This window comes from Gordonia sp. LMA167 (genome assembly GCF_058130025.1).
Window position 1 is genome coordinate 1,335,619 of sequence record NZ_CM176708.1, and the last position, 13,730, is coordinate 1,349,348.

General features: G+C 68.0%; 14 protein-coding genes. 3 read left to right on the plus strand and 11 right to left on the minus strand.

Going from position 1 to position 13,730, the window contains the following annotated elements; translation table 11 throughout:
• Window positions 1-24 precede the first annotated feature (24 nt).
• From idi to crtI, 3 genes are read left to right on the plus strand one after another with little or no spacing between them, the layout of a single operon-like run.
• Entirely contained in the window at window positions 25-564 is a 540-nt protein-coding gene (gene idi, locus ACVT6V_RS05980) for an isopentenyl-diphosphate Delta-isomerase (protein WP_489898888.1), read from the plus strand.
• Window positions 565-569: 5 nt separating this feature from the next.
• Window positions 570-1,505, plus strand: coding sequence for a phytoene/squalene synthase family protein (locus ACVT6V_RS05985; RefSeq protein WP_489898889.1), 936 nt, complete (start codon window positions 570-572; stop codon window positions 1,503-1,505).
• Complete coding sequence (crtI, locus tag ACVT6V_RS05990) at window positions 1,502-3,088, plus strand: phytoene desaturase family protein (RefSeq protein WP_489898890.1); 1,587 nt, start codon at window positions 1,502-1,504, stop codon at window positions 3,086-3,088. The genes ACVT6V_RS05985 and crtI overlap by 4 nt, the downstream gene beginning before the upstream one ends.
• Before the next feature lie 533 nt (window positions 3,089-3,621).
• Here the strand turns inward: crtI and ACVT6V_RS05995 are convergent.
• From ACVT6V_RS05995 to ACVT6V_RS06045, 11 genes are all read right to left on the minus strand, one after another.
• A complete protein-coding gene (locus ACVT6V_RS05995; protein WP_489898891.1) occupies window positions 3,622-5,109 on the minus strand; it encodes a phytoene desaturase family protein in 1,488 nt (495 codons plus the stop codon).
• Complete coding sequence (locus tag ACVT6V_RS06000) at window positions 5,106-6,239, minus strand: glycosyltransferase family 2 protein (protein WP_489898892.1); 1,134 nt, start codon at window positions 6,237-6,239, stop codon at window positions 5,106-5,108. Before ACVT6V_RS06000 ends, ACVT6V_RS05995 begins: the two co-directional genes overlap by 4 nt.
• A complete protein-coding gene (locus tag ACVT6V_RS06005; protein ID WP_489900717.1) occupies window positions 6,226-6,990 on the minus strand; it encodes a carotenoid biosynthesis protein in 765 nt (254 codons plus the stop codon). The genes ACVT6V_RS06000 and ACVT6V_RS06005 overlap by 14 nt, the downstream gene beginning before the upstream one ends.
• Window positions 6,991-7,058: 68 nt before the next feature.
• Window positions 7,059-7,745, minus strand: coding sequence for a monooxygenase (locus ACVT6V_RS06010; RefSeq protein WP_489898893.1), 687 nt, complete (start codon window positions 7,743-7,745; stop codon window positions 7,059-7,061).
• Window positions 7,742-8,851, minus strand: coding sequence for a polyprenyl synthetase family protein (locus tag ACVT6V_RS06015; RefSeq protein WP_489898894.1), 1,110 nt, complete (start codon window positions 8,849-8,851; stop codon window positions 7,742-7,744). Before ACVT6V_RS06015 ends, ACVT6V_RS06010 begins: the two co-directional genes overlap by 4 nt.
• Before the next feature lie 121 nt (window positions 8,852-8,972).
• Entirely contained in the window at window positions 8,973-10,259 is a 1,287-nt protein-coding gene (locus tag ACVT6V_RS06020; RefSeq protein WP_489898895.1) for a competence/damage-inducible protein A, read from the minus strand.
• A gap of 60 nt (window positions 10,260-10,319) precedes the next feature.
• Complete coding sequence (locus ACVT6V_RS06025) at window positions 10,320-10,556, minus strand: acyl carrier protein (protein WP_489898896.1); 237 nt, start codon at window positions 10,554-10,556, stop codon at window positions 10,320-10,322.
• A 107-nt stretch (window positions 10,557-10,663) separates the two neighbouring features.
• The gene (locus ACVT6V_RS06030; protein ID WP_489898897.1) at window positions 10,664-11,518 is read right to left on the minus strand and encodes an LLM class flavin-dependent oxidoreductase; all 855 of its coding nucleotides are present in this window, start codon (window positions 11,516-11,518) and stop codon (window positions 10,664-10,666) included.
• Between the two features lie 9 nt (window positions 11,519-11,527).
• Window positions 11,528-11,932 (minus strand): globin domain-containing protein, encoded by a 405-nt coding sequence (locus ACVT6V_RS06035; protein WP_489898898.1) that lies wholly within the window; start codon window positions 11,930-11,932, stop codon window positions 11,528-11,530.
• Window positions 11,933-11,935: 3 nt separating this feature from the next.
• Window positions 11,936-12,127, minus strand: coding sequence for a Sec-independent protein translocase subunit TatA (gene tatA / locus ACVT6V_RS06040; protein WP_489898899.1), 192 nt, complete (start codon window positions 12,125-12,127; stop codon window positions 11,936-11,938).
• Window positions 12,128-12,312: 185 nt separating this feature from the next.
• Window positions 12,313-13,572 carry an oxygenase MpaB family protein gene (locus ACVT6V_RS06045; RefSeq protein ID WP_489898900.1) on the minus strand — a complete coding sequence of 420 codons (1,260 nt, stop codon included), beginning with the start codon at window positions 13,570-13,572 and terminating at the stop codon, window positions 12,313-12,315.
• Between the last annotated feature and the right edge of the window lie 158 nt (window positions 13,573-13,730).

Consider the following 13,730-nt stretch of genomic DNA (forward strand, 5'->3'; position numbering starts at 1 on the left):
GTGCGGTGAATGGAGGACGGGTTGATGGCCGAAGATCTCGTGGTACTCGTAGACGCCGAGAAGCGGCCGCGCGGGACGGCGTCACGCATCAGCGTGCACGGGCCGGACACCCCGCTTCACCTGGCATTTTCGTGTCACATCGTCGATGGTGCGGGCCAGATCCTGATGACTCGCCGCGCGCTCACCAAACGCACGTGGCCAGGTGTCTGGACCAACTCGTACTGCGGCCACCCACGTCCGGGTGAGGCAGTCGAGGACGCGGTGCGTCGCTACGCGCCACGCGAGCTGGGGATGCAGGTCAGGTCGCTGACCTGCATCCTGCCGGACTTCCGGTACCGAGCCGTCGACGCCGGCGGAGTCGTGGAGAACGAGGTCTGTCCGGTCTTCGTCGCCCAACCGACCGGACCGCCCAAGCCCAACCCCGATGAGGTGATGGATTTCATCTGGGCGTCCATCGACGACGTGCGTGTGGCAGCAGAGCGAACACCGTGGGCGTTTTCTCCGTGGTTTGTCGACCAGATGCGGGTGCTCGGGCCCGATTCGTATCACTGGCTCGCGGGGTGATCGCCATGACCTCATCCGTGCGTCGCACCACGCCCGATGTGCATTCGTTGCCCTACCGTCACTATGACGTCGTCGCCGAAGAGAGCGCGGCGCTGGTCATCCGGTCCTACTCCTCGTCGTTCGGGCTCGCGTCTCGACTGCTCGCCGCACCGATCCGTCGTGATGTGCACAATATCTATGCCCTCGTGCGGCTGGCCGACGAAATCGTCGACGCGCCGCGGCCCGGTCAGAGTGTCACACAGCGGCGGGCGGCACTGGACGCATTGGAGGACGAGACCCACGCGGCCATGTCCACCGGGTCCAGCACCAACCTCGTGGTGCACGCGTTTGCGCGAACCGCGTCAAGGGCCGGTATCGATACGGCGCTCACCGCGCCGTTCTTCGCGTCGATGCGAGCCGACCTCGACCAGTCCGTGCACGATGCGGAAAGCCTGGGCACCTACATCTACGGGTCCGCGGAGGTCGTCGGCCTGATGTGCGTGCATGCGTTCCTCGCCGACGAGCCCCACCGGAAAGCGCGCTACGACCAGCTGGCGCCGGGCGCCCGCCGACTCGGCGCGGCATTCCAGAAGATCAACTTCCTTCGCGACCTCGGGGAAGACAGCCACGACCTGGGGCGCCGATACCTGTTCGGTCTGGACCCCGACCACCCGTCCGACGAGGCCTGGCAGTACTGGCTCGACGACATCGACCGCGACCTCGCGGTCGCCGCTCGCGCCATCCCACTCTTGCCGAGCGGAACCCGGATCGCCGTCTGCACCGCGCACGACCTGTTTGCCGAACTTGCTCGACGACTACGCGAAACACCGCCGGATATGGCGTGTCGCAATCGAATTCGGGTACCCAAGCCCGGCAAGGCGCGAATCGCGGCGGCGGCAGCACTACGACGCGGAATGCCTCGGCGAGCGCAGGCGGCCCCGGCATCGGCGGTGGGCGCGTGAGTGCGGGTCCGAAGCGAGTGGTCGTGATCGGGGGCGGCGTGGCCGGACTGGCGACAGCGGCGCTCCTCGCGGCGGATGGCCACGACGTGGAACTCGTCGAGAAGAACTCGAATCTGGGTGGCCGCGCTGGATCGTGGGAACACGACGGCTTCCGTTTCGACACCGGACCGTCGTGGTGGCTGATGCCGGAGGTGTTCGATCACTTCTTCGAATTGCTCGGCACTTCCACCGACGAACAGATCGACCTCATCCGGCTTGACCCGGGCTACCGGGTGTTCTTCGAGGGTATCGAGGAAAGTGTCGACATCACCGACGATGAGGCGCGTAACCGGGCGGTGTTCGACGATCTGCAGCCGGGTGCCGGGGCGGCGTTCGCCGAGTATCTCGCGTCGGCTCGGCGTGCCTACGACCTGGCGGTGAAACGCTTCCTCTACACCAACTTCGACTCCGCGAAGGCCTTTCTGGGCCGCGATGTGCTGGTGAACGCTCGCGAGCTCGTGGGCCTGCTGACCCGAACACTGGACGAGCACATCGCATCTCGCTTCACCGACCATCGCATCCGGCAGATCCTCGGATACCCCTCGGTGTTCCTCGGGTCGTCGCCGGAACGCACACCCGCGATGTACCACCTGATGAGTTGGCTCGATCTCGCCGACGGCGTGCGCTACCCCGACGGTGGATTCGTCCGACTGGCCGAGGCGTTGGAGAAGCTCGCAGTGGAACGTGGCGTGCGGATCCACACCGATACCACGGCCACCGCGATCCACACCGCACGCCCAGACGGCCGGGCGAAGATCGGCCGCCGTCGTGCAGCGGTGGCCGGTGTCGCAGTCCGTGACGGTGCAGGGCAGGCGCGGGTGCTGCCGGCGGACGTGGTGATCGGTGCGGCGGATCTGCATCACATCGAGACCCGGTTGCTGCCGCCCGAGCAACAGACGTTCGACCAGAAGTGGTGGGGTCGCGCCGTTTCCGGTCCCGGTGCCGTGTTGGTGTTCCTCGGTGTGCGTGGCGGTATGGGTGAACTCGCCCATCATTCGTTGTTCTTCACCAGGGACTGGACCACGAACTTCGACGCGATCTTCGAAAGCCCCACGCGTGTACCCGATCCTGCCTCGATCTATGTGTGCCGTCCGTCGGCGACCGACGAGACGGTTGCCCCACCGGGCCACGAGAACCTGTTCATCCTCGTGCCCGTTCCGCCCGACCCCGGACTCGGCGGCGGGGGAGTCGACGGCGCGGGCTCCGAGGTGGTCGAGCAGACCGCCGACCGTGCGATCGACCTGGTCGCGAAGTGGGCCGACATTCCCGACCTGCGCGATCGGATCACGGTCCGAAAGACCATGGGGCCGGCCGACTTCGACCGCGACTTCAACGCCTGGTGTGGGGGCGCATTGGGGCCCGCTCACACGCTGCGCCAGAGTGCGTTCTTCCGGGCGACCAACCGGTCGCGCAAGGTGGACGGCTTGTTCTACGCGGGCGCGAGCACGACTCCCGGGATCGGGCTGCCGATGTGCCTGATCAGCGCGGAACTCGTGCGCAAGCGACTGCGCGGAGACCGATCTGTCGGGCCGTCGCGTCGGTGACCCTTCGCTCGTTCGCTGGAAGTTGCTGCGGAGAAGGAGTTCCCGGTCCCTGAGGACGGAAGTGCTAGCGGAAGGTGAGTTTCTCGATCCCTGAGGAGATCCGGAGCGCTAGCGGAAGGTGAGTTTCTCGATCCCTGAGGAGATCCGGAGCGCTAGCGGAGGATCGTCACGAAGGGTCGCCCTTCGTGACGCGTCGCTCGTTCCTCGCGAGGCTCCTCAGGGAGCGGGTGGTGACGCATCGCTCGTTCCTCGCGAGGCTCCTCAGGGAGCGGGGCGGTTGCGAATTCGCTGGAGGTTGTGGCCGGGGTGAGTTTCCGATCTCTGAGGGCGGAAGTGCTTGCGGAGGGTGAGTTTCCCGGTCCCTGAGGAGATCCGGAGCGCTAGCGGAGGATCGTCACGAAGGGTCGCCCTTCGTGACGCGTCGCTCGTTCCTCGCGAGGCTCCTCAGGGGGTGAAAGGGGTGACGCCTTGCTCGTTTCTCGCGAGGCTCCGCGGGGAGCGAGTGGTGACGCTTCGCTCGCTAGCCGCAGCGCTCAGGCCGACCCGATCAGCTCGGCGACGATCCGCGCCGACAGCATCACCAGAGGCAGCCCACCGCCGGGGTGTGCCGACCCGCCGACGAGGTAGAGGCCCGGCACCGGGGAAGCGTTGCGGGGTCGCAGGAATGCCGCCCGGGCGCCGTTCGATGAGGTTCCGTAGATGGAGCCGCCCGGCGTGAGGGTCCGACGCTCGAGGTCGGCTGGAGTCAGGATCATGCGGTGGCGCACCGAGGTTCGAATGTCGAGGCCGCGTTCGGCCATCACGCGCAGCACGAGGTCCGCGTAGCTGTCCGCCAGACCCGCGCGATCCCAGTCGACGCCGGCGGCCGGGTCGTGGCGTGGTGCATTGACCAAGACGAACCACGAGCCCGTTCCAGGGCCGGGGACGATCGCCGGATCGTCGGGGGCCGAGATGTAGACGGTCGGCCGCTCGACGGGACGCGGAGGGCCGTCGAAGCCGAACACCGCATCGAACTCGGCGTCGTAGTCCTCGGCGAACAGCACGTGGTGATGGGGTTGGTCGGCGGGCGGGGCGTCGAGCGCGAGCAGCAGGACGAATCCGGACAGCGACGCGGTGGACCGCCGGATACGCGCTGCCGGGCGGGCCGCAGCCTTGGCGCGGACGAGACGCTCGTAGATCTGCTGAGCATCGGCGTTGGCGACCACCAGGTCGGCGGACCGGTGCGCACCGTCATCGAGCACCACACCATCGACCCGACCGCCACCGTCCACGGTGATCTCCCGGACGCCGGTCTCGACCTCGACGCTGCCGCCCAGCTCGATCAGCCTGTCCTGCAACACCGTTGCGATACGTCCGAGGCCGCCGGGCACATACCAGGATCCCCAGGCCTGTTCGGTCCACGGCACCGATGCGAGCGCCGCAGGCGCCCGTCGGGGATCGGATCCGGTGTAGGTCGCATAGCGATCCAGCAGCATGCGCAACCTGGGATCGCGCAGGTACTGCCGGCCCAGTCCCCGCAACGTTCGCCAGGGTGCGATAGTCGCGATATCGGTCGGGCGCGCGTGACGCAGCATCGACCCCACCCCGAGCGGGGATTCCAGGAACGGACCGTGCGTCGCCGACCAGATGGCCTGTGCCCGACCGAGAAACGTCGACCACTGTGCCCCGGAGCCGGGTCCGAGTGCGGCGTCCAGTGCACTCGGTATCTCGTCGAGAGTGCCCGGGAGATCGAGTCGGGTGCTGTCCGGAAACCGGTAGCGTGCCGCCACATCGAGCCGCTCCAACGGCAACACCTCGTCGAGCGGGGCCCCGGTGGCGGCCAACAGATCCGCGAGGATGTGGGGCATCGTCACCAGGGACGGCCCGGTGTCGAACACGAATCCGTCGTGCCGCACCACGCCCAGCTTTCCGCCGACCTCGGGTGCCTGCTCCAGCACGGCCACCCGATGGCCGAGGGCCTGCAACCGCACCGCCGCGGCGAGACCGCCGACCCCGGCGCCGACAACGACGACATCCGTCATGCGTGAACCTCGAGGGCTCGGCCCTTCCATCGCAGCGATCCCCGCTGACGTGCCACCACGGAATCGGCGGTGAGCACACTGAACGCGATGATCGAGGCAGGGTGGGCGAGCACGTCGGGCCAGCATCGTCCCCCGGTTTGTCGGGCCACGACTCCCCGCGACGCGACACCGGCGACGTACCCGAGCAATCCGATCCGCGAACCGCGCAGCGCCGCCAGCGCGGGCAGTACGTACACGATGTTCAGCAGGGCCGTCACGGCGACGGTCCCGGGTAGCGATCCGAATGCCGACCACAGCGACTTCCGGTAGCCGGCACGGACTTCGCGCCACCCGTCATACATCCGGCAGGTGGCGACGTCGCTGCCCTCGGCGACCACCCCGCGACCACCGGATCGTTTGAGCGTGCGCAGCAGAGCGATGTCCTCGAGGACCTCGGCGCGGACAGCGGCATGGCCACCCGCACGCCGATACGCGTCCGCGTCGACCAGCAGCAGTTGCCCGTTCGCGGCCGCCAGCGACGGCCGCGCCGACGTCTCGGCTGGCCCGAGTGGCAGCGTACTCATGAACGACCACTGCAGCAGCGGCTGCACCAGACGCTCGACGAGACCGTCGACCTGCTGGCGCGGATACGGGGACAGCAGGTCGAGTCCGCTCTCACGCAGGACGGCCGCCGACGCGACAAACGCCTGCGGCGCAACCCGAACATCAGCGTCGACGAAGGCCAGGATTCCGGTGCTCGTCGCATGCTCGGCCAGTTGGTGGCAGGCCCATGGTTTGCCGAGCCAGCCAGCCGGGGTCGGGCGCCCACCGTGTACCTCGATGCGCGGGTCGGCAGCGGCGAGCGCCGCGAGCGCGGCGCCGGTGCCGTCGGTGGATTCGTCGTCGATCACCACGACCCGGGCGGGTCCCGGCCACCGGGCGACGGCAGCGGAGATGGCCGTGAGACAGGCGACGACATTGGCGGATTCGTTGCGCATCGGCACGAGGACGGTGAGCGGTTCCGGTGCCGGTACTGCCCGCGGGTCGGGTCGTCGGATGCGTCGTGTGTTGTCGAGGGTCAGCGCCAGCGATGCGAGTGCACCCCAGGTGCCCACGTGAACCAGGCTGCGCCACAGATCAGTTCGTTGCACGGGTGTCACCTCGGAACAGCTTGATCGCCAACGGAACCGCGACGACACCCATCAGCACACCACCGACGATCGCCACCGGGGGCCGCCCGAAGAACAGCGCGTGGGCGATCACCGACGACACATACGTCCACAGATAGATGGTGATCGGCAGCGTGTCCGCGCCGATGTCGGTGGGTGCCGGGGCACTGATCAGTCGGTCCAACGCGACCATCATCAGAAACGACACCAGCAGCCAGCCCAGGAAGTTGGTCACCGGAATGCCGGCCACGCCGGGGAGTGCGGGATGCGGGCTCGCCCAGATCCAGTGGCCCTGGTCCACCATCTGCGGATCGAGGAACACATCCCACGCGGTCAGCGCCCATGCCCCGACCACGGCGGTGAGCAGGCGACCGTTTCGGCCGACGAGACGACGTGCGACGGCCAGTGCCGGCCAGGCCATCATGATCCAGGCGAGCGGAACCAGCGCCGGCACCCCGGCCACCTCGAGGCCCAGCGTGCCGGTGTAGGTGTACTGGCCGAAGGGGATTCCGGTGTGGACGCCCACGGTTTCCGCCAGGAGGCCGCCGCCGCCCGCGACGACCGCCAGGGCGATCGCCGACCGCACTCCGCGGCTGACGACGACATGGGCGAGCACGGCGCCGGTCAGGAACAGCACGCTCGCCGCCGTGAGGAGCGAGGTCCCCCCGTCGGTGTACGGGAACGCGGCCTGCACGACGAACGCACATCCGAACAGCATCCATCCGGCCCACATCCGTGGTTGGGCCGAACCCCTCGCGGGTGCGCTCGCCGGACTGCTCGCCGTCCGGAACATGAACGGACTCACCGCTTGTCGCTCTCATACTCGCCGGTCATGTCGATCACCGCCAGGCGCGCGAAGAACTCCTCGGCGTACCAGCGCGCGGGCTCGGTCCGCCGCACCGCCGACCTGTGTGCGCGTGACCGGTAGGCGAAGTCGGTGAGATCGGCGGTGGAATCCCAGATCGAGAACGTGCCCTGCAGGCCGATCGGTGCCTCGCCGACGCCCAGCGCGAACATCAGTCCCGGCGCGTTGCTCAACTCGGACACCACCGGCGGGACCGAACGCCAGAAGGAGACCATCCGGGTGGGCCGCAGCCTGGCACGGGTGATGGCCGCGACCGGACCCGACCAGGTGGTGTCGGTCGGATGGTCGCCGAACGGTTCGACACCCGCCCAACGTCCACGGGATCGCAACGGTCGCATACGGACCCGCAGTTCCTCGCGGCTCGCCATCCGCCAGTCGTCGATGACGGCACTCTGCCCGCCCGCATCGGCGGCGGCGTCGTCGTCCCAGACAGTGAGCAGCGCCCAGTGCCGCGGATCGGCATCGCGCGGGGTGAAGCTGCGTGCCGACCCCGTCCCCAGGAGTTTGGCGAAGCGCAGACCCGGTAGGTCGCGCATCCGCCGACGATCCATGGCCATACGACGAAGTGCCGGCCCGACACGGTCCACACCCCAGACCCGTAACTCCACCGCCGGTGCGGTCATGCCGAACGCCACACGCACCGGGTGACCAGGGCGGTCAGTGCGTGACGGGCCACCTCGTCGATCTCGACCCGGTCGATGCGATCGAAGGCTTCGCCGGCGAGCTGGGTGATCCGGTCCTCCACCATGTCGACCGCTCCGGTGTCACGAAGCACCTCGCATACTTGCGCCACCTGGCAATCGGTGACGTCGGGATTGCCCAGGCTGTCATCGAGGATCCGCCGCTGCACCCGTCCGGCGTGTTCTTCGGCGAGGCCGATCAGCAAGGTGCGTTTGCCTTCTCGGATGTCATCGATCGTGGGCTTGCCGGTCACCTGCGGGTCCCCGAGGACGCCGAGGAGGTCGTCGCGCAATTGAAAGGCCTCGCCGGCGGCCAGGCCGATGTCGTCGTAGGCGGCGAGAATGTCGGCATCGGCGCCGGCCAGCGCACCACCCATGCGCAGCGGGTGCGAGACGGTGTACTTGGCGCTCTTGAACCGCAGGACCAGCCGTGCAGTCGTGACCGACGTCCACGCGCGGGTCTGGGCGTCGACGTCGAGAAACTGCCCGGCGATCGCTTCGTCGCGCATCGTCGACCACATCCGGCGTAGTGCGTCGCGGGTCGGACGCTCGAGGCCGGCAACACCGTCGGTGAGGACATCGTCGGACCAGGTGAGGCAGAGGTCGCCGACCAGGATGGCCACGGCCTCGCCGTAGGCTGCGGCGTCGCCGGACCGCCGGCCGTGGTGGTGGAGATCTGCGAAGTGGCCGTGCACGGTGCGCAGTCCTCGGCGGTGATCACTGTGGTCCATGACGTCGTCGTGGACGAGTGCGGCGAGGTGAAACAGTTCGATGGCGGCTGCCGTCTCGACGGCGCCCGGCGGCAACTCGCCCGCAGCGGCGCCTCGCGCACCCCACAGGCAGAAGGACGCGCGCAGACGCTTGCCGCGCGAGGCGGCCCGCTCGAGGGCTGCGGTCACCTCCGTGAGGTCGCCGTGCACGCCGGTGAGGACGGCGGCATGACCGTCCAACTGCTCGCGCAACAGGGCGTTGACCTGCGCCAGGTCGCGTTCACCGAGCGCGCGGATCGTACTGTCGCGGCGCTCTCCGGCGTCCGGGGCGGCGGCCACCGTGCCTGTTTGCGCACGCGGATGCTGGGTATGGATCGGCGTCACGGCAGGTGTTCGGAGCCGACGGCCAAATGGATGACCGTATGCGGGGAGATCGGTGGCCGGCGGTGTCGCGCCCAACTCAGTCCGCGAGTATCTCGGCGAGCATGTGCATGGCGGCGACGGTGGAGAGGCTGCGGACGTTGGCCCGGTCCCCGGGGAAGTAGCGCGTCCGCGTGGTGGTCGGTCGTCCGGCGACGGCCACACCGAAACAGACGGTGCCGACCGGCTTCGCATCGGTGCCACCACCCGGGCCGGCCACGCCTGTCGTGGAGACCGCGACGTCGGCGCCGAGGCGACGCACGGCACCGTCGGCCATCGCCGCGGCCACCTGTTCACTCACGGCACCGTGTTCGGCGATCAGCTCGGCGGGGACATCGAGCTGACCGGTCTTCGTCTCGTTCGCGTAGGCAACCACCCCGCCCACGACGTAGGCCGACGATCCGGGGCGATCGGTGAGGCGAGCCGCGACCATCCCGCCGGTGCACGATTCCGCGGTGGCGACGGTGCGGCCGGACAGGGCCGCGGCGACGAGATCGTCGATCGTCGAGCCGTCGGTCGAGAAGACCTGGTTCCCATGATGTTCGCGGATCACGTCGGACAGGTCGCGGTAGGCGCCCGCGGCGGCGTCCGGGAAGCGCGTGACCATCTCCAGTTCACCCATGCGCAGGCAGGTGGTGATCTCGAGCTCGGCGAATCCGGTCACCTGTTGTTCGGCCAGTCGCAGCGTCGCCGCGAGGTCGGGCTCGGACAAGCCGTACCCGCGGATGATCTCCTGCTGCAGCTCGATGCGGCCCGCCAACGCGTCGGCCACGGGCGCGGCGGCCATCGCCGCGGGCCACATCGCGCGCAACTCGCGGGGCGGCCCGGGGAGAACGAGGATGGCCGGCGTCGACCGGGCGTCGCCGGTGGTGGCCGGCACGGCGACTCCGGGGGCGGTACCGGTCGGCGGGATCGGTGTGGCGCCGACGGGAACGAGCGCCTGCTTGCGGGTTCCCGCACGCAGATTCTCCGAATCCGGGTCGGCGTTCCGGCGGCGCATCCACGCCCCGATGATGTCGGCGATATGGGCCTCGAGTTCGGTGTCGAGTTCGAGCGGACGCCCGCAGAACTCGGCGACCGCGGCAACGGTGAGGTCGTCGGCCGTCGGTCCGAGACCGCCGGTGGTGACGATGAGATCGACATGCTCATCGGTCAGGAACTGCAGCTGCGCGATCAGGTCGGCGGGCCGATCACCGCAGATGGTGATGTGTGCGACGTCGACCCCGGCATCCAGCAGCTGTCCGGCCACCCACGGACCGTTCCGGTCGGTGACCCGCCCCGACAACACCTCGGTCCCGGTGACCACGATCCCCGCGCGCACGCTCACCCGGTCGACTCTATCCATCGATCACCGGTGAGTCGCCCACTCAGGTGTGCTCGTCGACGATCACGCGACCTTTTGGATGTAGGTGACGATGCGATCGACGCTGATCAGTTCGCGGGTGTCCCGATGCGGGATGCGGATGTCGAAGACCTCTTCGAGCTGGACGGTCAGGTCGATCGCGGAGATCGAGTCCAGCCCGTACTCCGACAGCTCGGTATACGCGTCGAGAGCGGTGGGTGGCAGCCACAGCACGTCCGCGATCGCCTCTCTGACCAGCGACACGAGATGCTCTTTCGTCATGATGGTTCGTCCTCCCCCGAGAGCCACAATGATGGTGAGTCAACTGACTGATCCGGAGCCTAGCGCGGAAGTGCCGTGGATCACAACGTGCGTTGAGGAATGGTCGATCAGTGCAGCCCGCGCGCCGCCACCGCCTCGAGTACCGCCATCGGCGCCTTGTACGGTTCATCGGCGCGCGGCCAGTGCACGATGACGTCGGTGAAGCCGAGCTCGGTGGCGCGGCCCACCATCTCGTCGAAGAGTTCGACGCTCTCGAGCGCGTTGCGGGGTGAGGCGTCGAGGCTGAGATAGCGGTCCATCGGGCCACGACCGCCGACGGCCAACGCGTCGTCGAACACCGCGCAGTTCCGGGCGATGCCGGCGAACCAGTCCTCCAACGACGATGCCGCGGTTCCGGTGGTGACCCAGCCGTCCCCGTTGCGTGCGGCGAAACGGACGTTGCGCGGGCCGTTGCCGGCCAGCAGCAGCGGCACGCGCTCCCGGACACTGCCGCCGACCAGGCGCATGTCACGTGAGCTGTAGTACTCGCCGTCGAACGTCACATGGTCGTCGCGCAGCGTCCGGTCGAGCACATGAGTGAATTCCCGGAAACGATCGACGCGTTGCCCGACGGTGAGTTCCGGCTGGGCGAGCAGCGTGTCGTCGGGGGTGCCGCCGACGCCGAGCCCGAGCAGGAAGCGGCCGTCGGAGATGTCGGCGAGCGTCTGCACTTCGCGGGAGAACGACACCGGATGGCGAAAATTCGGTGACACCACGAACGCGCCCAACGCGATCCGCTCGGTCACGCCGGCGGCCGCGGTCAGCGTCGGGATGCAGGAAAACCATCGAGAATCGGGGAGCCCGCCCCAGACGAGGTGGTCGTAGGTCCACGCGTGGTCGAAACCCATCTCCTCGGCTCGTTGCCACAGGGGTCGCGACCGGGACCACCGCTGGTCGGGCAGGATGCAGATTCCGAAACGCATGGTGGCACGCTACCGGTCGCGCGGATACCCCTCCAGCATCAGTGTGCTCACCGCGGTCAATGCCTCGGTCCACGCCGCGGCCATCGCAGGTGTCCAGGCGTCCCCGCCGATCTCGGCCATCGCCGAGATCATGCACTCGCCGACGGCGTCGAACATGGGTGCGGTGACCCCGAGTTCGGCGTGGCGCCGTCCCAGTGAGCCGAGTTCCGATGTCAGCCAGTCACCGTCGTCGAGATGATCGAGTACCGAGACGATGGCGGTGCGCAACATCGCCGCTTGAACCCGTGTGTCGCGCCCGAACATCGGCCGCACCGAGGGATAGCGCTCGAACAGGATGTCGTAGAACCGGATGGTCAGCCCGTTGTCGGGCAGATCCACCAGGGCGAGGCTGTCTTCGAGAACTTTGTTGTCCACGGCTCAGGGCTTCTCGTGGTCGTGCCCGATCGGCTGCTGCCGTTCGGAGGGCTCGTGCAGTTCGGCCATCTCACTCTTGAACACCCGCAATGACCGCCCGAGGCCGCGGGCGGCATCGGGAAGGCGGCCGGCGCCGAAGAGCACGACGAACGCCACTCCCACCAGGACGATGTGCCAGGGTTGCAATGCCCCCATGTCGTTCTCCTCACTCCTCGACGTGAATCATCCGGTGCGACTGCGGGACCGGACGGTGTGGCGGCCGCGTCCGACGCGCCCGCCACACCACCGATCCCCACCACCGCGGCGCAGGTCCGACGGCGCCACGCATCCGGCGCCTCATCCCTGCCCCCGACATCCGAACCGGTTGGACCGGTAGGTGTTCAGCGATAGCCGCCCGACTGCTTGCCGCCGCTGTTGCCGGGGTAGTGCGGGTTGTTGATGACCGGCATCTGGATGTTGATCGGCATGTGCAGTTCGGACATGTAGAAGAGCACGAACTGTCGCAGGAACTCGTCGAAGAGCCAGTACGCCTCTTTGGGCACGCCGACATTGAGAGCGCCCTCCCGTACGGCCACATAAGGGCCCCAGGCGGTCTCCAGCAGCGGGGTCCACACGGGCTCCCGGGGGATGTCGAGCCAGCCGGCGATCTTGTCGCCCAACATGAATCGGGTCAACGCCCCGAGGACTCCGCGGGACAGCAGCGAGAGGTCGAGGTTGTAACCGAGGCCGAGCAGGATGTCGGCGAGCTTCTTGCCTTCCGGCGTCGGCGCCAGGATCGGGTCGAGTACGTGCTTGGCCTGTGAGTCGGCCGCCGCCCACGACTTGGGGATGTACTGATCCTGCACACCGAGCATGTGGGCGCTGACCTGCCAGGAATGCAGGAAGCCCTCCGACTCGTCCGGCGCGATCGGCACATTCCACTTCTGCAGGTTGCGCATCACCGTGGTGGGCAGGCTGTGCCAGGTGACCATGATGTCGGCCTGGCTGATCGGCGTCTTCTCCGGAGCCGCGTGTTCCCACCACGGGGATTGCGGCAGGAGGTGGCGCACCGCGGCATGGGCCAGGCGGGTTTTCACGCAGGTCACGACCATCTCGCCGTCGGGCTGATAGGCGTTGAGTGAGCCGATGTCGTAGCCGAGTTTCGCGGTCTTGGTGATGCGGTCCTTCATGTCCGCGCCGCCCTTGGAGTAGTAGACCGCGCGCGCCTCTTTCGGGATGACGGTGCTCATCATGCCGCTGGCGAACCCGTAGAGCACGCCGAGATAGGTGCCGCGTTTCTCGTTGAACTTCACTGCGGTCGCCAACTTGCCACGATCGGTCCACGACGGAAGCTGACGCGCATGCTCCATGAAATCGCGCAGTTCCTTGGGCAGCCCGGCCGGCAGCGGCTGCCCGTTCTTCGTCCACGATCGGAGCAGCCGGTTGACCTCGGGCACCTGTCCCCGGTCCAGCAGTCTGGCGACCACGGGGTCGGCGTCGTCATCCCAGACACCTTTGGGGTCCGCGCCGCTGCCGCGCCCCGGCAACGATTCGGCCGGCGACCATGTCCAGGGTGACGCCTGTGTGACGGTGGCCAAAGCGCCCACCGCACCTACCGTGCCGCCTGCCTTCAACAGAGTTCTCCTGTTGACGTTCTCCATCTTTCTCACTCCCGTCTATCGCCACCCGACTCGATGACGCGATGTAACAATCGCTGTATCGCTGTTTCATAGGTGTAGCACGGAGTGATTCTGGATACACACGTTTTCGGATGATTGGAGCGATGCGCGGTATGCTTCGCCAACGAGGGGCGGAGGAG

Excerpts from the sequence above, each read along its gene's own strand:
- ACVT6V_RS05995 (WP_489898891.1), bottom strand. The coding sequence starts at position 5,109 with ATGACGGATGTCGTCGTTGTCGGCGCCGGGGTCGGCGGTCTCGCCGCG.
- ACVT6V_RS06045 (WP_489898900.1), bottom strand. The coding sequence starts at position 13,572 with ATGGAGAACGTCAACAGGAGAACTCTGTTGAAGGCAGGCGGCACGGTA.
- ACVT6V_RS06025 (WP_489898896.1), bottom strand. The coding sequence starts at position 10,556 with ATGACGAAAGAGCATCTCGTGTCGCTGGTCAGAGAGGCGATCGCGGAC.
- tatA (WP_489898899.1), bottom strand. The coding sequence starts at position 12,127 with ATGGGGGCATTGCAACCCTGGCACATCGTCCTGGTGGGAGTGGCGTTC.
- ACVT6V_RS05985 (WP_489898889.1), top strand. The coding sequence starts at position 570 with ATGACCTCATCCGTGCGTCGCACCACGCCCGATGTGCATTCGTTGCCC.
- ACVT6V_RS06030 (WP_489898897.1), bottom strand. The coding sequence starts at position 11,518 with ATGCGTTTCGGAATCTGCATCCTGCCCGACCAGCGGTGGTCCCGGTCG.
- idi (WP_489898888.1), top strand. The coding sequence starts at position 25 with ATGGCCGAAGATCTCGTGGTACTCGTAGACGCCGAGAAGCGGCCGCGC.
- ACVT6V_RS06005 (WP_489900717.1), bottom strand. The coding sequence starts at position 6,990 with ATGTGGGCCGGATGGATGCTGTTCGGATGTGCGTTCGTCGTGCAGGCC.
- ACVT6V_RS06010 (WP_489898893.1), bottom strand. The coding sequence starts at position 7,745 with ATGACCGCACCGGCGGTGGAGTTACGGGTCTGGGGTGTGGACCGTGTC.